The organism is Flaviaestuariibacter terrae (genome assembly GCF_054777635.1).
On record NZ_BAAHAL010000006.1, the window covers coordinates 870913 to 890068 of the forward strand.

At 59.1% G+C, this 19156-nt stretch carries 13 protein-coding genes; 7 read left to right on the forward strand and 6 right to left on the reverse strand.

Annotated features, from left to right (window positions below; all coding sequences use genetic code 11):
• Nucleotides 1-36 precede the first annotated feature (36 nt).
• Nucleotides 37-2259, forward strand: coding sequence for a bifunctional alpha,alpha-trehalose-phosphate synthase (UDP-forming)/trehalose-phosphatase (locus tag ACYU7Z_RS04520; protein ID WP_460567814.1), 2223 nt, complete (start codon nt 37-39; stop codon nt 2257-2259).
• On the opposite strand, the gene treS is transcribed toward ACYU7Z_RS04520, so the two are convergent.
• Complete coding sequence (gene treS / locus ACYU7Z_RS04525) at nt 2242-5556, reverse strand: maltose alpha-D-glucosyltransferase (RefSeq protein ID WP_460567816.1); 3315 nt, start codon at nt 5554-5556, stop codon at nt 2242-2244. The two genes, ACYU7Z_RS04520 and treS, sit on opposite strands and share 18 nt — an antisense overlap.
• Before the next feature lie 125 nt (nt 5557-5681).
• Between treS and hutI the strand changes: the two genes are divergently transcribed.
• Nucleotides 5682-6920: an imidazolonepropionase gene (hutI, locus tag ACYU7Z_RS04530; RefSeq protein ID WP_460567818.1), complete on the forward strand. Its 1239-nt coding sequence runs from the start codon at nt 5682-5684 to the stop codon at nt 6918-6920.
• A complete protein-coding gene (locus ACYU7Z_RS04535; protein ID WP_460567820.1) occupies nt 6917-8017 on the forward strand; it encodes a formimidoylglutamase in 1101 nt (366 codons plus the stop codon). Before hutI ends, ACYU7Z_RS04535 begins: the two co-directional genes overlap by 4 nt.
• A gap of 116 nt (nt 8018-8133) precedes the next feature.
• Here ACYU7Z_RS04535 and ACYU7Z_RS04540 read toward each other — a convergent pair whose 3' ends face one another.
• The 3 genes from ACYU7Z_RS04540 to ACYU7Z_RS04550 all read right to left on the reverse strand — a co-directional run bounded on the left by ACYU7Z_RS04540 (nt 8134) and on the right by ACYU7Z_RS04550 (nt 10982).
• The gene (locus ACYU7Z_RS04540) at nt 8134-8553 is read right to left on the reverse strand and encodes an SH3 domain-containing protein (protein WP_460567822.1); all 420 of its coding nucleotides are present in this window, start codon (nt 8551-8553) and stop codon (nt 8134-8136) included.
• Between the two features lie 6 nt (nt 8554-8559).
• Entirely contained in the window at nt 8560-8895 is a 336-nt protein-coding gene (locus ACYU7Z_RS04545) for a BON domain-containing protein (RefSeq protein ID WP_460567824.1), read from the reverse strand.
• 98 nt (nt 8896-8993) lie between these two features.
• Nucleotides 8994-10982 carry an ABC-F family ATP-binding cassette domain-containing protein gene (locus ACYU7Z_RS04550; RefSeq protein ID WP_460567826.1) on the reverse strand — a complete coding sequence of 663 codons (1989 nt, stop codon included), beginning with the start codon at nt 10980-10982 and terminating at the stop codon, nt 8994-8996.
• A 162-nt stretch (nt 10983-11144) separates the two neighbouring features.
• On the opposite strand from ACYU7Z_RS04550, the gene ACYU7Z_RS04555 reads away from it, so the two are divergent.
• Together ACYU7Z_RS04555 and ACYU7Z_RS04560 are read left to right on the forward strand one after the other, a co-directional pair.
• Entirely contained in the window at nt 11145-11771 is a 627-nt protein-coding gene (locus ACYU7Z_RS04555) for a DUF3347 domain-containing protein (protein ID WP_460567828.1), read from the forward strand.
• Between the two features lie 3 nt (nt 11772-11774).
• Nucleotides 11775-14126, forward strand: a complete 2352-nt coding sequence (locus ACYU7Z_RS04560; protein WP_460567830.1) for a TonB-dependent receptor — start codon at nt 11775-11777, stop codon at nt 14124-14126.
• 141 nt (nt 14127-14267) lie between these two features.
• Here the strand turns inward: ACYU7Z_RS04560 and ACYU7Z_RS04565 are convergent, their stop codons facing one another.
• Both ACYU7Z_RS04565 and ACYU7Z_RS04570 read right to left on the reverse strand, forming a co-directional pair.
• Entirely contained in the window at nt 14268-15053 is a 786-nt protein-coding gene (locus tag ACYU7Z_RS04565; RefSeq protein WP_460567832.1) for a hypothetical protein, read from the reverse strand.
• Between the two features lie 60 nt (nt 15054-15113).
• Complete coding sequence (locus ACYU7Z_RS04570) at nt 15114-16286, reverse strand: hypothetical protein (protein WP_460567834.1); 1173 nt, start codon at nt 16284-16286, stop codon at nt 15114-15116.
• 76 nt (nt 16287-16362) lie between these two features.
• On the opposite strand from ACYU7Z_RS04570, the gene thrS reads away from it, so the two are divergent.
• Nucleotides 16363-18306, forward strand: coding sequence for a threonine--tRNA ligase (gene thrS, locus ACYU7Z_RS04575; protein ID WP_460567836.1), 1944 nt, complete (start codon nt 16363-16365; stop codon nt 18304-18306).
• Nucleotides 18307-18399: 93 nt separating this feature from the next.
• A complete protein-coding gene (gene infC, locus ACYU7Z_RS04580; RefSeq protein ID WP_460567838.1) occupies nt 18400-19086 on the forward strand; it encodes a translation initiation factor IF-3 in 687 nt (228 codons plus the stop codon).
• The last annotated feature ends 70 nt before the right edge of the window (nt 19087-19156 follow it).

Below are 19156 nucleotides of genomic sequence, written 5' to 3' on the forward strand. Positions count from 1 at the left end.
GCGGCCGCATGGCTCAATTTTTGGACAAATACTGGCATGGCCCGACTTCTTGTTGTATCGAACCGATTGCCGTTTTCGCTGGAACGCACCGATGGACGTCTACAGTCCCGCCAGAGCTCCGGTGGCCTTGTATCGGCGATCAAAAGCTTTTTTGAGAAAGAAGTGCATCCCGATTTCGCGGAGCGCATCTGGGTGGGGAGTGTGGACGCCGCGCGCGCAGACTGGCAGGAAGCGAAGGCGTCGGGACTGTTTCCGACCGATTTCGGGATCGAGCCCATCTTTCCGCCGAAAGAGCAGTACGACCGCTATTACAACGGATTTTCAAATGCCACCCTCTGGCCGCTGTTTCACTACTTTCCCTCGCTTACCGAATTCCGCAACGAAGACTTCGATGCCTACCTGGAGGTGAATGCCCTTTTCGCGGAGCGCATCGCCGAGATCTACGAGGCGGGCGATGTGATCTGGGTGCACGATTACCAGCTGATGCTCGTGCCGCAGCTGCTTCGGCGACGCCTTCCCGACGCAACGATCGGGTTCTTCCTGCACATTCCCTTCCCGTCGTACGAGATCTTCCGCCTGTTGCCAACGCACTGGAAAACGCTGCTGCTACAGGGGTTGCTGGGCGCCGACCTGCTTGGCTTCCATACCTACGACTACGTGCAGCACTTCATCCAGTCGGCCAAGATGGTGCTCAAGATCGAGAACCAGTTCAACGCCCTGTATTACGACAACCGGCTGATCCGCGTGGACCTGTTCCCGATCGGCATCGACTACCCGAAGTTCCGCGACGCGTTGCTCAACGAGCTCGCCGCCCGTATTTCTACGGGATTGGAGCACAAGTTCGCCGGGCAGAAGATCATCTTCTCCGTCGACCGCCTCGATTACACGAAGGGGCTCAGCTACCGCCTCGACGGTTTCCAGGAATTCCTGAAGCGGCACCCCGAGTGGCATGAGCGCGTCGTGTTCATCTTCAACATCATTCCCTCGCGGGCCAATATCGCTTCCTACGCCGAGATGCGCGGGCAGATCGAGCAGCAGGTAAGCACCATCAACGGTAAATTCTCCTCGCTGCACTGGCAGCCGCTCATCTACCGCTACAATCACCTCAGCTTCGAAGAGCTCTGCGCCCTGTACCAGTCGGCCGACGTTGCCCTGATCACGCCGCTTCGCGACGGGATGAACCTCGTAGCCAAGGAGTACATCGCTTCCTGCCTCGACAAGGGCGTGCTGATCCTGAGCGAGCTGACGGGCGCGGCCTCCGAGCTGAGCGAGGCGATCCTGGTCAATCCCACCGATACGTCGGAGGTCGCCGATGCGATCAATACGGCGCTCACGATGCCGCTCACCGAGCAGCGCAACCGCCTCTCGTTCATGCAGCGCCGCCTCGCCGATTACGATATCCAGCACTGGATCGACGATAACCTCGAAAGCCTTGCTGAAGTAAAGAAGGAGCAGGAGCAGGAGCAGTCGAACTTCCTCGACGGCCCGACAACGCAGTTGCTCCTCAGCGAATACCTGCACGCCCGGAAGCGCTGCATCCTGCTCGATTACGACGGCACGCTGGCGCCCTATGCAAAGCTTCCCTCGATGGCCGTTCCCGGGAAAGACGTGATGCAATTGCTCGAGGAGCTTGCAACGCAGGAGGCCACCGAGGTGGTGATCATCTCCGGCCGCGACCCGGAAACACTCCATAGCTGGCTTGGACACCTGCCCGTTGGTCTTGTGGCGGAGCACGGTGCCTATATCCGCTACCGCGGCGATGCCGACTGGCAGTCGCAGGTATCGCTAAGCCCGGAATGGAAGGCAGAGATCCGCCCGCTGCTCGAGCTGTTCGTCACCCGCTGCGTGGGATCGTTCATCGAGGAGAAGCACAATACGCTGGCCTGGCACTACCGCAACACGCACCCCGACCTTGGCTTCACCCGGTCGCGCGAGCTGCGCAACAGCCTGCTGCAGCTCACGACCAACACGGCGCTGCAGGTGATCGACGGCAACAAGGTGCTCGAGGTGCGCCTTATCGGCATCGACAAAGGCACGGCATCGCAGAAAGTGCTCGATCATTTCAGTCCCGACTTTATGCTTTGCATCGGCGACGACACGACCGATGAGGACATGTTCCGCGTGCTGCGCGACAAGGCCGTCACCATCCGGGTGGGAAAGAACAAAACGGCCGCTCGGTACAGCCTCTGGGCGCAAAGCCAGGTGCTGCCGCTGCTTCGTAAATTCCTGTTGCCGCGGGCCTCAGTGGCCGACCGTTGAGGGCGCCTGCGCAAATACCGATTCGATAAGGCAAAGCGGCGCCAGTATCCGCCCGCTGCCCTGCTGCAATTCCTGGCTGAGGACGCGCAGCGAGCGCTCCAGCAGGAAGGTATGCAGCAGCATGGCGCAGTCCTCGGGGTCTTTCGGAAGGAAGGCTTCGTCGCGCACATTCTCCATATACGCTTTCAGGAAAAAGCCGCTCATGATGTAGGCCCAGCGCTCCGCGTAGGGGAGGTGCTCTTCGCGCTCGTTCGACAGGTGGCCGCTGCTGGCGAAGGCATCAAAGGTCGCCGTATAAATACCGGCGATCATCTGTGCCACGTCGCGCACGGGAGAGCGCTTGATGCGGCGCTCGGAGAAGCTTTTGAGGATGTTGCCGCCGAAGTCGTAGAGCACGAGATCCTTCCCGGTGAGCAATACTTTATTGAGGTCGAAGGCGCCATGGGTGCGGATCTTGACCACGTCGAGCTTGTGATCGTACACGCGCTTGAGCAGGGCCAGGAGCTCGGTGCGCCGGCCGAGAAGGCCACGGATACGAACGGCAGCGGGCTCGGGGTTTCCATCGGAGCGGTTCATGCGGTGAAAGGAATCACGCACGAGCGACACCATGGAGGCGAAGAGCGAGCGCTGGTAGTGGAGCGAAAAATCCTCCGGCGCAAATTCCTTCACGGTATTGTTACGCGCGAAGGCCTTGTGCATCTGCGCCGTCCGCTCGCCAAGGAGGCGCATCAGTTCGGCCGCGCGGCCGCCAAGCAGGTCCTGCAGCTCCTGCGGCAACTCGTCGGGACCGGCGGGACGCGACCAGGGACGCAGGTCGTATTGCAGCAGTACCTCGGCATTGGGACGCGCAAGGACGCGCTCGATAAAGTTGTTCACGCGCTCGCGCATATACGCATAACCGTTGCCGTGATTGTCGACAAGCTGCTGCACGATGGCCAGCACCATGCGCCCGCGGCCCGACTGCCACTCGGCGGAACCGAGGTAGGTAGGTGTATAGGGGAAGCCCGCATCGAGCGACAGGTAGCGGTTCAACTCCACATCCGGGTTCACAAAGAACTCCACCTTGCGGTACCATTTCAGGAAGAGATGGTTGTCGTAAACGATGGAGGTATTGAACTGGTTTTGCGGGAAAATCCGCGGCGTGGCTTCTTCCCAGTTGTAACGCGAGAGCTCCTCAACGGCATCGAAGAATACCGTGCCGTCATTGAGCTTCAGCTGCTCGCTTTGCACGAAGCGGCGCAGCAGCGAGCGCTGCAATCCTTTGAGGTAAAAGGCGTCGCACAACATAGCGCCCGGCACGCTTCCTTCCACATGGGCGATAATCGCCTCGGGGCAGGTGCTTCCGAGCTCGCGGGCCGTGTCGTTGGACACGATGCTGACTGCCAGCTGGTACCACTCGGGAAGCCCGCTTTCGTAGGCAACTTCGAGGAGCAGCCACCAGGCATGGCGCCCGTTCTCCTCGAGCAGGTAATGGTCGGTGACGCTGAGGCTGTACACGGTGCGGCCCTTGCCGGCAAACCAGGGCCGGCTGAATACATAGGCAGGCAGGATATCCTGCTCGAGCTGCGTCCGCTCAAAGGCGTCGAGGATGCCGTCGCCGCGCATTTCGAGCGTTGGTATCGTCCGTTCCTCGTCGGCGCGCGTGCGAACCTTTTCGAGCTCGAACCATTGGAAGGAGTGGGGGCCCATCGTGAAGAAGTAAGGGCTGTCTTCGCGCACCGTCGGGAATTGCGTGCGGCTGAACAGCTCCACCGGCTGGTAGCCTTTGAAGTTGCGCAGGTCCACCTCGGCGGGCTGCGCGTATTTGGAAAGATTGACCACCACCAGGATCGTTTCGTCTTCGAACGTGCGGGTGAAGGCCAGGACCTTCGGGTTCTCGACATTGATGAATTGCATGTCGCCGCGGCTGAAAGCTTTCGAAGAGCGGCGCAGGGCAATGAGGCGCTTCATGAACCAGAACAGCGACGAGGTGTTGCGCCGCTGGAGCTCCACGTTGACAGCCTCGTAGTGATACTCGGGATCGAGGATCACGGGGAGGTACAGCTGGTGCGGGTTCGCTTCGGAGAAACCCGCGTTGCGGTCGGCGCTCCATTGCATGGGCGTGCGCACGCCGTCGCGGTCGCCGAGGTAGAAGTTGTCGCCCATCCCGATCTCGTCGCCGTAGTAGAGCACGGGGGTGCCCGGCAGCGAGAAGAGAAGGGAGTTCATAAGCTCGATCTTTCGGCGGTTGTTGTCCATCAGCGGTGCGAGGCGGTGACGGATACCGAGGTTGATGCGCGCCTTCGGGTCTTTCGCATAGACCTTGTACATGAAGTCGCGCTCCTCGTCAGTCACCATCTCGAGCGTCAGCTCGTCGTGGTTGCGGAGGAACATCGCCCACTGGCAGTTGTCGGGGATCGGGGGCGTTTGCTCAAAAATGTCGGTGATCGGGTAGCGGTCTTCCTGCTGAACGGCCATGAACATGCGCGGCATTACCGGGAAGTGGTAGTTCATGTGGCACTCGTCGCCGTTGCCGAAGTAGGAGGCGGCTTCCTCGGGCCACATATTGGCCTCGGCAAGAAAGAGCGTGCCGGGAAACTTGTCGTCGACGTGGGCGCGCAGGCGCTTGAGGAAGGCGTGGGTCTCGGGAAGGTTCTCGCCATTGGTTCCTTCGCGCTCATAGAGGTAGGGGATGGCGTCGAGCCGGAACCCGTCCACGCCGAGGGCGCACCAGTAGTCCATGACGTTGAAGATCTCCTGTTGCACCTGCGGGTTGTCGAAGTTGAGATCGGGCTGGTGGTGAAAGAACCGGTGCCAGTAGTATTGCTGGGCCACGGGATCCCAGGTCCAGTTGGAGGCTTCGAAGTCCTGGAAGATGATGCGTACATCCTTGTATTGCTTCGGGTTGTCCGTCCACACGTAGTAGTCGCGCTCGGGCGATCCTTTTGGTGCGCGGCGGGCCCTTTGGAACCACGGGTGCTGGTCGGAGGTATGGTTGACGACGAGCTCGGTGATGACCTTCAGTCCGCGGCGATGGGCCTCGTCAAGGAAGGCCTTGAACTGGTCGAGGTCGCCGTAGCGGGGGTTGATGCTGTAGTAGTCGGCGATATCGTAGCCGTCGTCGCGCAGGGGCGATGGATAGAAGGGGAGCACCCAGATGGCGGTTACGCCCAGCTCCTGTAGATAGTCGAGTTTTTCGAGAAGTCCACCGAAGTCGCCGATACCGTCGCCATTGGAATCGCGGAAGGCTTTGATATGGAGCTCGTAGATAACCGCGTCCTTGTACCAGAGGAGGTCATTGTTGGGTTTTGTTGCCATAGATGGGAGTCGATGGGGAGGTAGTAGAAAAAATCGTTCCTGAACGTGGACCCATCCCTGGCCTCCATGGGGGCAGAAGGCCGCGAGATGGGTCTATGCCGGGAACTCCCTACTTTAGCCGCCACATGGATCTTCTCCTCAGCAACATCAGGCAGCTCGTCAATACCCGCGCCATCGATCGCCCACTCCGCGGCGCCGACCTGGCCAGCCTGCCCTGCATCGACCATGCCTACCTCGTCGTGGAAGCGGGGCGTATCGCCGAATTCGGGCCGATGACGAAGCTCCGCCATCGCCCGGCCGATTTCCGCAGCCATATCGACGCGACGGGCCGCTTCGTGCTTCCCGCCTGGGTGGATTCACATACCCATCTGGTTTTTGCAGGCTCCCGCGAAAATGAATTTGTCGATAAAATAAAGGGTAGGAGCTATGCCGAGATCGCCGCACGTGGCGGGGGCATCCTCAACTCGGCACGCGTGCTCAACGAGACCAGCGAAGACGAGCTGTTCCGCCAGTCCTGGTCGCGCCTGCAGGAGGTGATGCGCCTCGGCACCGGCACTATCGAGATCAAAAGCGGCTACGGCCTCACGGTGGAAGGGGAGCTGAAGATGCTCCGCGTGGTCCGCCGTCTGCGCGCGGCAAGCGGTATCGACATCCGCAGCACCTTCCTCGGCGCCCACAGCTTCCCGACAGAATACCGCGAGGACCGCGAGGGCTATATCCGGCTGCTAATCGAAGAAATGTTGCCACGGATCGCTGCCGAAGGACTCGCCGACTACATCGACGTCTTTTGCGAGGAAAACTTTTTCACGCCCGAACAGACGATCCGTATTTGTACGGCCGGGAAGCAATACGGTCTGAAGCCGCGCCTGCACGCCAACCAGCTGGCCGTGTCCGGCGGTGTCCAGGCTGGAATTGACCTGGGCGCACTTTCCGTTGACCACCTCGAAAGCATGGACGATGCCGCCACGCGGGCACTGGCCGCTTCGGATACCATCGGTACGTTGCTGCCCACCGCCGCGTACTTTCTCCGGATGCCCTTCCAGCCTGCGCGGCAACTCGTCGACGCCGGCTGCGCCATTGCGCTGGCCTCGGATTACAATCCCGGATCATCGCCTTCGGGGAATATGAATATGGTTGTGTCGATGGCCTGCATCGGGATGAAGCTGCTGCCCGAAGAGGCGATCAACGCCGCTACCGTCAACGCGGCCTGCGCCCTGGAGCTGCAGCACGAAGTCGGCTCCATCGCCGTGGGGAAAAAAGCGCAGCTGCTTTTAACAGCGCCGATACCTTCTTTGGCGTATCTTCCTTACGCCTTCGGCAGCCATCTCATCGAAACCGTGCTGCTGAACGGGGAACCCATATGACACAGGAACAAACCATCACCCATAAGCCGCAAACGACGATGCAGACGCCGCATTTCCGCTTCTACAATAAGAGCGACATTCTTGCGCTCACAAAGATCCGACGCTTCGAAACCAAACTGGGCGAGCAGGTACACGTGCTTACCGAAGACCATGGCCCCGAGGCCTTTGGCAAGATCGACGCGCGCTACGTGCTGTTCGGCATCCCCGAAGACATTGGCGTACAGGCCAACGGCGGTACCGGTGGTGCTTCCACAGGCTGGGCCTCGTTCCTGCAATCGTTCCTGAATATCCAGAGCAACGACTTTCTGACCGGTGATGATATCTGCGTTGCCGGCCATTTCGATTTTAGCGATATCCAGGACCTCATCGAAAAGAATGCAACGAACGAAGAGGAGCGCCTCGAGGCCTTCCGCCATGCCGTGAATGCCATCGATGAGGAAGTGGAAAAGCTGGCCAAGGCCGTCGTTACGGCAGGAAAGATCCCGGTCGTGATTGGCGGGGGACACAACAATTCCTACCCGCTCCTGAAAGGCTGCGCCAAGGGCCTACACCAGGACCTGCAGATACCGCTCCCGCAGATCAACGCCATCAACCTCGATGCGCATGCGGACTATCGCCCGGCCGAAGGCCGCCACAGCGGCAACGGCTTCCGCTATGCCGAAGACGATGGATTCCTGCAGAAATACTGTGTTGTCGGTCTCCACGAAAACTACCTGCAGCAGAACGTGTGGGTCGACATCGTCAACAATCCGTTCTTCGATTGCATCAGCTACGAAGACATCTTCCTCCACGGCAAGCGCTCCTTCCTGCAGGCTATTGCCCACGCCGTGGAATTCACCAACGACACCTGGTGCGGCATTGAGCTCGACCTCGACGTGATACAGGATACCCTCAGCAGCGCACAAACGCCTTCGGGCCTGCTTCCGCTGCACGCCCGCCAGTACGTGAACCTCTGCGCCGGCAACGCCAAATGCGCCTACCTGCACATCAGCGAAGGCGCCGTACGCCTCGCCAATGGCAAAACCGACGAATCAACGGGCAAGCTGATCTCGTACCTCGTATCGGATTTTATCAAAATGCATTCGGCGGAGAAATAACACAGTTTGGAGTTTGGGGTCTGTAGTTTGAGGTTCCGCGATGCATGCAAACGTTAGCGCCAGACGATTCCCGCGCCAGCCAACTACAAACTCCAAACTACAAACCTCAAACTGATCTACTCCGGCGACAGGTACTGCGCAGACGCATACCCTTCCGCGCCGCTGCTCGTACGCACGAGCCACCACTGGTCGTTGGCTTTGCTGATCAGCGTTACATAATCGTTGTGGGCCGCTTTGGCCACGATCTGCTGGTCGGTGCCGGGGCCTTTGCGCACGTTCAGGTTCGACTCCTGCGTCACCACCTTGGCGCGTTGCCCCGCGGCCGAAGCGCCAACATTCACATCGAGCACAAGGTCGCCGGCGCGGAAGTCGGGGTCGATCTCGTTGTATACCTGCCAGAGCTGGTCTTTTACCTGGCCATTCGGCGCCTCTCCCTCGATATAAAGCACATTGTTTTGCTCACGTACCGCGAGGTTGCGTACGCCGGCCTGCTGGGCTGCCTGCACGAGGCGCCCGTATTTATCCTGTAATGCCATGATTGCTTATTTGATGGTTAACTGGTTGTTGACCTTGCGCGGGTTGAGCGCATGAATCGATTGCATGAGTCGCGGAAGGCGATCGCGCTCTACCGTACCTGTCAGGGTCACCTCGCCGTTGTTGACCGTCGTGGTTACGCCCGGAAAGTCCTTCGTCACGTCGGGCAGTTTCTGCCGCAACGAGTCGTCGGCTGAGATGACTACCGGGGTGTTGGTTGTTGGAGCGGGCGCGGGGTAAGTTGTTTCCGTTTCAACCTTTTGCTTGTCCTTGCCCTTGCAGGAGCTCAGGCTTCCGGCCAGGACCATCCCCGCCAAAGCCGTGCATAAAAAAAGCTGCTTCATAAACATTGGTTTAATGACGCAGCAATGCAGCAATGATTATACCCGATCTTTTCGTTGGAGGCGCCAGCCAACTCCAACCTACAAACCACAACCTTTTCTTACAGCTGCGCCTCCAGCTCGATGATCTTGTCGAACAGCTGCTCGTATTGCTTGTTGAGGTCGGCGATTTTCTTTTGCACCGCGGCATAGTCAGCCTCGGTCTTCTTGAACTGCTCCGGGTTGGAGTAGGTTTCCGGTGCGGCCAGGGCCGCTTCCAGCGTCGATTTCAGCTCGTTCTGCTTCGCGAGGTCGTGCTCCACCTGCCCGAACTGCCGCTGGTATTTCTGCAGCTCTTTCTGCAATTCCTTATTGATGGCCTTCTTCGCCACCGTCGGCACGGGCTCCTCAGCTTTCTTAGGCTCTTCTTTCTTTTGCCCCTTATTTTTCTGGTCCTTGTTCTGTTGTTCTTTGTTCTGCTGTTCCATCCGGCTCTGTTCGCGCTCTGCAAGAGCACGGCGCTCCTTCCAATCCACCCACTCATCATAGGTTCCCTTGAACTCGCGGATCTGGTGATCGACGATCTCCCAGATTTTGTTGGCCGTTTTGGAAATGAAGTAGCGGTCGTGGCTCACCAGCACGTAGGTGCCTTCGTAGCGGTTGAGCGCTTCCACCAGCAACTCGGTAGAGTGGATGTCGAGGTGGTTCGTCGGTTCGTCGAGCAGCAGGAAGTTGGCCTTGCTGATGATGGTCTTCGCCAGGGCCACGCGGGCCTTTTCGCCACCACTCAGCACCTTGATCTTCTTATCGGCATCGTCGCCGCTGAAGAGGAAGCATCCCAGCAGCGTGCGCAGCTCCTGCTCCGTCTTTTGCGAGCCGGCGTCCTTCAGCTCGTCGAGCAGTGTGTTATTGAGGTTGAGGGCTTCCATCTGGTGCTGGGCGTAGAAGGCCTCATCCACGTTGTGGCCCCACTTGCGCTCACCCTCGATGGGTTCCGTGCCGGCAATGATGCGGAGCAGCGTCGACTTACCCTTACCGTTCGCACCCACCAGCGCGATCTTGTCGCCCCGCTCGATCTCGGCGGAGGCGCCGTCCACAATGGTCAGTTTCGGGAAGCGCTTTGTAACGTTCTTGAGCTCCACGAGCACTTTGCCCGGCGTTTTATCGATCGCAAAGTTGATCCGCAGGTCGGGGCGCTCGAGTGCGGCATCTTCAATGCGCTCCAACTTATCGAGCTTCTTCATTATGCTTTGGGCCATGGCGGCCTTGGAGGCCTTGGCGCGGAAGCGCTCCACGAGGCGCTCGTTCTGGCGGATATAATCCTGCTGGTTTTCGAAAGCCCGCTGCTGCTGCTCGATGCGTAGCTCTTTCTCCTGCTCGTAGTATTCGTAGTTGCCGGTGTAGAAGTGCAGCTCGCGCTGGTACAGCTCCACGATCTTCTTCACCATCCGGTTGAGGAAGAACCGGTCGTGGCTCACCATCACCACGGCGCCTTTATAGTGCTGCAGGTATTTCTCCAGCCATTCGATGGAGGGTAGGTCAAGGTGGTTGGTCGGTTCGTCGAGCAGCAGCAGGTCGGGCTGCTGCAGGATCATGCGGGCCAGCAGCACACGCATCCGCCAGCCACCGGAGAACTCGGCGTAGGGCCGCTGCAGGTCGGCATTCGAAAAGCCGAGGCCCTGGAGTACTTCACCGGTCTTGTATTCCATCTCATAGCCGCCGGCCTCCTCGAATTCGTGCAGCTTTTCGCTGTAGTCGTGGAGGAGCTCGTCGGTCTGCTCGGTTTCCAGTTTTTTCGTCAGTGCGTCCAGCTCCTTGCCGATGGCCATGGCCCTGTCGAAGGCATGCATCGCAACCTGGAGAATCGATTCGGTGGTCTCAAAGGAGAGAAGGTCCTGGTGTAGGTAGCCGATGGTTGTGTTGCGGCCCCGCTCCACGGTGCCGTTAGATGGGAGGTACTCGCCCACCAGCACCTTCAGGAGGGTCGATTTGCCGGTGCCATTGTAGCCTACGAGCCCGATACGCTCGAGGGGGTGAATATGCCAGGTGGCGTCTTTCACGATGGTCCGCGCGCCGAATTCGAAAGTCACGTTTTGAAAGCCTGCCAGCATAGAAAAGCTAAGGTTTTAGAGGCGCAAAGATAGTTTGAAGTTGCTGCTTTGAAGTTTGTAGTTCGCCCATAGGCGAGAAAAGCGTTGCCGGGCACCGGCTTCGCAAGTCCGGCAACCACAAACCACAAACTACAAACCACAAACTGTCTTAATTTTGCCTCCATGCGGAAATATATCTGGATCCTGGCGCTTGTGGCCGCGGTTGTCGGCGTTTACTTTGTCTCCTGTAACGGCGGAAACGACCAGCCCGCCACGCCCGAGCCACCCAAGCAGCAACCCATAGCCCAAAGCAAGTACAGCGTCGCCTTCAACAGCTCCGTAAGTAAGGCTATGGCCGATTACGACGCCCTCCGTGAGAACCTTGTCAACTGGGACAGCGCGGCGCTGAAGCCACAGGCCGCGAAGCTGCAGGCCTCCCTCAACGGGATCGCCTACGAAGAGCTCAAGAAGGACCTCCCGATCTACGAAACCGCCGTCAGCTATAAAGACATGTTCGGCGGCGACCTCACCGCCATGCAAAACGCGCCCAACCTCACCGAGGCGCGCCGTAGCTTCAACTCCCTCTCGCAGAACCTATACGACCTCCTGCGTGTTATCCGCTACGATGCGTCACCGATCTACCTGCAGGAGTGCCCAATGGCCTTTAACGACAACGAGCCCGGTGTCTGGCTCAGCCCGACCAGCGCCGTGCGCAACCCCTACATGGGGCTGCACCACCCGCGCTACCAAAAGTCGATGCTCGATTGCGGCGGACCGAAAGACAGCCTCCAGTTCGCCCACAATAAATAACCTATGCGCGTAGCGGCGATGCTGGGGCTCCTGTTGCTGACACTCGGGGCCGTGGCGCAGACGAAATACACGATCAGTGGCTACGTGCGCGACAGCGCCACAGGCGAAACCGTTATCGGCGCTACCATCAGCCTGGCCGGCACCGGCCGCAGCGTCACCTCCAACCAGTACGGCTACTACTCGCTCAGCAGCGAGGGTGGGGAATATACGCTTACCGCCTCCCACGTATCCTTCTTCGCCATGGGCCGGCCGCTGTCGCTCCATGCAAACGTGCAGCTCAATCTCCTCCTGCAATCCAAGTCGGCAGCGATGACCGAGGTTGTGGTGTACAGCCGCCGCCGCGACGCCAACGTCAAAAACACGCAGATGGGCAAGATCGACCTGTCCATGGCCCAGATCAAAAACATTCCCGCCTTTCTCGGCGAGGTGGACATTCTCAAAACGATACAGCTCCTGCCCGGCGTGCGCAACGCAGGGGAGGGGAACGCCGGCTTCTACGTCCGCGGCGGCGGCCCCGACCAGAACCTGATCCTGCTCGACGATGCCGTGGTGTACAATACCGGCCACCTGTTCGGCTTTTTTTCGATCTTCAACTCCGACGCGATCAAGAACACCTCGCTTATCAAGGGCGGGATGCCGGCGCAGTACGGGGGCCGCTTGTCGTCGGTGCTCGATGTGGCGATGAAAGACGGCAACAACCAGAAATTCACGGGCGAGGGCGGCATCGGGCTTATCGCATCGCGCCTGTCGCTGCAGGGCCCGCTGCTGAAGAACAAGGCCTCGTTCATGGTCTCCGGCCGCCGCACCTACATCGACGTACTGACAAAACCACTCGTGAGCAAAGATGCCAACGCGAGCGGCTCGGGCTATTATTTCTACGACCTCAATGCAAAGGTCAACTATCGCTTTTCGGAAAAAGACCGGCTTTACCTGAGCGGCTATTTCGGGCGCGACGTGTTTCGCTTTGTCAGCAAGAAGCGTTCCTTCAGGGCTGATATCCCCTGGGGCAACGCCACAGCGACGCTCCGCTGGAACCACGTGTTCGGGCCGCGACTCTTTTCGAACGCGACGCTCGTCTACAATGATTACCATTTCCGCTTCGGCGCCACGCAAAACAACTTCGAGGTGGGGCTTTCCTCGGGCATCCGCGACGGCAACGCCAAGGTCGACTTCGACTGGTACCCCGTTCCGAGCCACCGCGTGAAGTTCGGCGGCCAAAGCACCTACCATAAGTTCGTGCCCAACCAGGTATCGGGCCGGCAGGATTCGGTGGAATTCTCACCCAGCAACGCGGAGCTCAAATACGCTTTGGAAAATGCGCTCTATGTGCAGGACGACTGGGAACTGTCTGACCGCCTCAAGATGAATTACGGCCTCCGCTGGAGCCAGTTCACGCAGCTCGGCCCGTATAAGAAATTTATCCGCGACGCCGACCAGAACAAGCTCGATAGCACCGTGTATGGAAGCTGGGAGCCGGTGCAGTCGTACTTCGGCTTCGAGCCGCGGGTGACGCTGCGCTACCAGCTGGACTCGGTATCGTCGCTGAAGGCGGCCGTTACGCGCAACCTTCAATACATCCACCTGGTAAGCAATGCCGGCACCACGCTGCCCACCGACCTGTGGGTGCCGAGCACCTACCGGGTGCGGCCGCAGGTAAGCTGGCAGTATGCCGCGGGCTATTTCCGCAACTACCACGACAACCAGTACGAGACCTCGCTCGAAGTGTATTACAAGGACATGCAGAACCAGATCGAGTTCGAAGAAGGCTACCAGCCCAACGTGGGCGATCCGGAGGAGCATTTTGTGTTTGGCAAGGGCTGGAGCTACGGCGCCGAGTTGTTTCTCAACAAGGTGCGCGGACGGTTCACGGGATGGATCGGCTACACGCTTTCCTGGACCTGGCGCCAGTTTCCCGACATCAACGCCGGCGAGCGCTACCCGGCCAAGTACGACCGCCGCCACGACCTCTCCGTAGTGGGCACCTATGAGCTGACGCCCAAATGGAAAGTAGGAGGCGTGTTCGTGTACGGCACCGGTAATGCCACCACGTTGCCCGAGCGCTTTTACATCGTCGACGGAAATCTCACGCAGGAATACAGCAAGGTGAATCAATACCGGCTGAAGCCCTACCACCGCATGGACCTTTCGGCCACCTATACACCGCAGCCCAAAAAGATCCGCCGCTTTACCAGCAGCTGGGTGTTCAGCATTTACAATGTGTACAGCCGCCTCAACCCGTATTTCATTTATTTCGACCAAGAGGGAAGCCCCGCCAACGGCACGCTCAAGGTGCAGGCCAAGCAGGTGTCGCTGTTCCCGATCATCCCGTCGGTGACGTGGAATTTCAAGTTCTGATTCGGCTGCAGGATGGAGAGAAAGAACGCGGATTTCTTATGATTGTTAAGATTGACGCGGATTTTCTTTTTCGTGCGTCAGCAAATCATAACCAATCTTAATAAATCTGCGTATCACGCTTGCGGGATCTGCCTTCTTTCTCTACTTCGGAGGATCATAGATAAACCGCACCTTGGCGCTTTTGCTTTCCGTAGAAGTCAGGTACAGCTTGTAGCGCTTGCCCGCCGCCGTTACCACGAGCAGCGCCGTGTTGGGTGGGATGCGACCGAGGTTGACGGCCACCATCTCCACTTCCTGGAACGTATGCTGCAGGTCGATATGCACGAAGGCCGTTACGGGCGTGACATCGAGCTTCTTGTTGGTCAGGATCGTCGTGCCGTTAACGCGTACACTGATCGAATCGCCGTCGATCTCGGCATTGTCGTAAAAGTCGAGGCGGATCATCCCGGTGTCGACTTCCACTTCCGGAATTTCGGCAAAGGCCGATTCCTTTACCCGCGTAAGGGTGAGCTGGCCGGGTTGACAGGAGGCGTCGGTGTTCATCACTTTGCCGCTCCATTCGCCGCGGAGTGTTTCCACGTTGCCGCTGCGCGAATACCACAGCTCGTAATTCTTGATACAGGGAATGCAATCCGGCGGGATCTTGAAGGTCTGCACGGGTCCTTCGCTCAGGTACAGCTTGCGCACGGAGGGAAAGTAGGTGCCGTGAAATTTCTTCTTGACGTAATTGCTGATATCGGAATAGTGGTACGATGCGCCAAAGGCGGAATCGTTGGAGATATCGATCTGCAGCTCGATGTAATACTTCGGAAAGCAGCCGCCGGCGCTTTGCGTCAGGGTGCCCTTCCAGATGCCGTTCAGGTTCGGTTCCTGCGCAGCACACAGCAGCGACATCAGGCACAACAGGGGCAGGAACAAATGTTTCACGAGCGGAATTTAGCGGAGAAGCCGGGTTGCGGCCCTGCCTTTTCGATGAGCGGTCTGTTGTTACGGAGTCCCGGCACGGGCGCCGGTGTACCGGAAGCGGACCATGGCGTTTTTCTGGTCGGTGGAGGTGATCTGTGCCTCGTGACGCGTGTCGCCGTCCCAAACGATCATGAGCGCGGTGTTGGGCGGAATGCGCCCCATATTCTCGGCAACCATGACCAGCGTGTGATCGGGACTTTGCGGATCGAGCTTCACGCGCAGTTCGAGCGGAGAGGCACTGAGACCCTTATGCGACAATACAAGCTTGTTATCAAGGTACACCGAAATCGTATCGCCGTCGATCTCGCCATTGTCATAAAGCTTCACCAGGATCTCCTGGTTCTGCACTTCGAACACCTTGGCCGTGGTATTCTCGCGGTTGCGGGTCTGCACCGGGATCGCCAGCGGCTCGGGGCGTCGTACCGGCGGGGGCGTTTTTTCGACCGGGGCCACATCGGCGCGGGGCGCCGTTTTCACGAGGGGCGCGCCGGCCTGGGGCTTCGGCTTCGGCGTCGTTGTTTTAGCTACGGGCGGGGTGGCCTTCTTCACCGGGGGCTTCACGATTGCGGTCTTCGGTCTGGCGGGCGGCGTTCGGCGAACGGTCGGCGGAGTCTTTCTCGCAACCGGCGGCTTTACCTGCGCAACGCTGTCGCGCTTTTTCAGAAAAGGCTCTTCGTAAAAGTCGGAGGTTTCGACGCGGCGCAGGAACACGCGTCCGCCGCCACAGTCGCCCCACTGGCCGCTGTTCTTCGGATTCTTGCGGTCTTCGCGCTTGCCGAGGTAGGTTCCTTCGAGAAACAGCTCCTTGCCCGACTGGGTGAAATCAAGCTTGTAGTTCATCAGGCAGGTGCCGCCACCGCCCATGTTCCGTACTTCTACGGTACGCAGCTCCTCGATGCTGAACCTGTTGGTAGCCGGGTTGAAGCTTCCCTTCATCGTCGACTTTCCATAAAAGCGGGTATCGAGATAAGAGTAGGAAACGCCGCGCACGGCACCGGTATTCTGGTCGATCTGGAACTCGAGCTTGTATTGGTCGCCGCTCTCGGTAATGAAGTACCCGCGCCAGATACCGCTGACGCCCTTTGCCGCTGTTTTAGCAGCCGCAGCGGGGCTCACCTGGGCCGTTGCCGGCCGGGTACCGAGCAGGAATAAGCAGGCGCAGAGCAACCGGAAGATGCTTTTCGTCGGGATCATCGGGGCGAATTTAACTATAAGAGCCCCGGAGGGGCGTGGAAGGGAAGCAAGAGTTTGTTAATTTTGCCATCCTTATATGAACGATCAGATCAACATCACGCTGCCCGACGGAACCGTCCGGCAGTACCCGGGCGGAACGACTGGCATGGACATCGCGAAGTCGATTTCGGAAGGACTGGCCCGTAAGGTGCTGGCCGCCGAAGTCAATGGCGAGGTATGGGACCTTAGCCGCCCCATCGAGTCCGACGCGTCCTTCAAGCTCCTGACCTTTGACGACAATGGCGGCAAGAGCACCTTCTGGCACTCTTCGGCGCACCTGATGGCCGAGGCCATCGAGGCGCAGTTCCCCGGCGTTAAGTTCTGGGTCGGCCCGCCGGTAGACAACGGCTTTTATTACGACATCGATCTCGGCGATCGCAAGATGACCGAGGACGACCTCGCCGCCATCGAGAAGAAGATGGCCGAGCTCGCGAAGCAAAGCAATCCCTACATCCGCAAGCCGATCTCGAAGGCCGATGCGGTGCAGTACTTCACCGAGAAAGGCGACGAGTACAAGCTCGACCTCCTCGAGAACCTGCCCGACGGCGAGATCACGTTCTATACGCAGGGCGGCTTCACCGACCTGTGCCGCGGCCCGCATATTCCCAACACAGGTTTTATCAAGGCCATCAAGCTGACCAACATCGCGGGCGCCTACTGGAAAGGCAGCGAGAAGAATAAGATGCTGACGCGCGTCTACGGCGTCACCTTCCCGAAGAAAGACCAGCTCGACGAGTACCTCGCCCTGCTGGAGGAAGCGAAGAAGCGCGACCACCGCAAGATCGGTAAGGAGCTGAGCATCTATACCATGGACGACGACGTCGGTCCGGGCCTCATCATGTGGCTGCCCAACGGCACCGTGATCATCGAGGAGCTGGAGAAGCTCGCGAAGGAAACGGAAGAAGACGCAGGCTACAAGCGCGTGGTGACACCGCATATCGCCAAGGAGAACATGTACATCACCTCCGGCCACCTGCCGTACTATGCGGACAGCATGTACCCGCCGATGGAAATGGAAGGGGAGAAGTACTACCTCCGCTCGATGAACTGCCCGCACCACCACAAGATCTTCGACGCGCTGCCCAAAAGCTACCGCGACCTGCCGTATCGCATTGCCGAGTACGGAACGGTCTATCGCTACGAGCAGAGTGGTGAGCTGTTCGGCCTCATGCGCGTGCGTTGCCTGCACATGAACGACGCGCACATCTATTGCACGAAGGCGCAGTTTGCCGACGAGTTCCGCGCGGTGAACGAGATCTACATGAAATACTTCAAGATCTTCGGCGTCGACAAATACCAGATGCGCCTGTCGCTGCACTCGCCGGAGAAGCTGGGCGTGAAGTACGTGAACGAGCCGGAGCTCTGGAAAGAAACCGAGACGATGGTGCGTGAAGTGCTGATCGAATCCGGGATTCCCTTCGTGGAAGTCCAGGACGAGGCCGCCTTCTACGGGCCGAAGATCGACGTGCAGATCTGGAGCGTCATCGGCCGCGAGTTCACCCTGGCCACCAACCAGCTCGACTTCTCGCAGGGCCGCTCGTTCAAGCTCCACTATACTACTGAGGAGAACACGGTCGACACCCCGCTGATCATCCACCGCGCCCCGCTGGGCACCCACGAGCGCTTTATCGGCTTCCTGCTTGAGCACTACGCCGGCAAGCTCCCGACCTGGCTGGCACCGGTGCAGGTGAAGATCCTGCCCATTTCCGACAAGTTCGTGGAATACGCGAAAGAAGTGCGCGCGCAACTGAAAAAAGCAGATATTCGTGTAGAGATCGACGACCGCAACGAGAAGATCGGCAAGAAGATCCGCGATACAGAGCTCCTGCGGGTTCCGTATATGCTGGTGGTGGGCGAGAAGGAAATGAGCGAAGGCAAGGTATCCATCCGCCGCCAGGGCAAGGGCGACCTCGGGTCGCAGTCCATCGCGGAATTCCTTGGCTCGGTCGTTCCGGAAATCAAGGAGCGCCGGGGCGAGTAACAAGTAAAACCAGGTTCGACAGCGTAAACCCAAATAAAAACAAAACATCCCCGACGGCGCCGGCTGTCGACGGCAAAAGGCGGGGGAAGCATTATGGCATTACCAAGTAAGAGCGGCGGCGGATTCCGCCCGGGTGGCGGCTTCAGAGGCCGTTTCATCCCGCGCAAGGAAGCAGAACACAGAATCAACCACCACATCCGCGTACCGCAGGTGCGCCTCGTGGGCGACAACGTGACCATGGGTGTATACCCCACGCAGGAAGCCCTGAAGATGGCGCAGGACCAGGCGCTCGACCTGGTGGAGATCTCCCCGCAGGCCGACCCGCCGGTGTGCCGCATCATCGACTACAACAAGTTCCTTTACGACAAGAAGAAGAAGGAAAAGGAGATGAAGGCCAAGGCGAAGACGACGGAGATGAAAGAGATCCGTTTCACGCCCAACACCGACGACCACGACTTCGATTTTAAATCCAAGCACGCCGAAAACTTCCTCAAGGAAGGCAACAAGGTGAAGGCTTACGTTCAGTTCAAGGGCCGCGCCATCCAATTCAAAGACCGTGGTGAGCTGCTCCTGCTGAAGTTTGCCGAGCGCCTCGGCGAGGTGGGCCAGCTGGAAAGCATGCCCAAGCTCGAAGGAAAGCGCATGCTTGCCATCATCAGCCCCAAGGCGAAAAAAGCCAAGGAGCCGCGCGAAGGCAAGGAGCCCAAAGAGCCGAAAGAGCCTAAGGAGCCACGCGAGCCGAAGGCCCCGGAAGCAAAACCCTCAGAGCCGACCGCGTAAGCGTGCCGCATAGCTAATCAGAGAACCCCACACACGTGGGGTTTTCTTTTTCAGCTCGCCGCGAAATCCG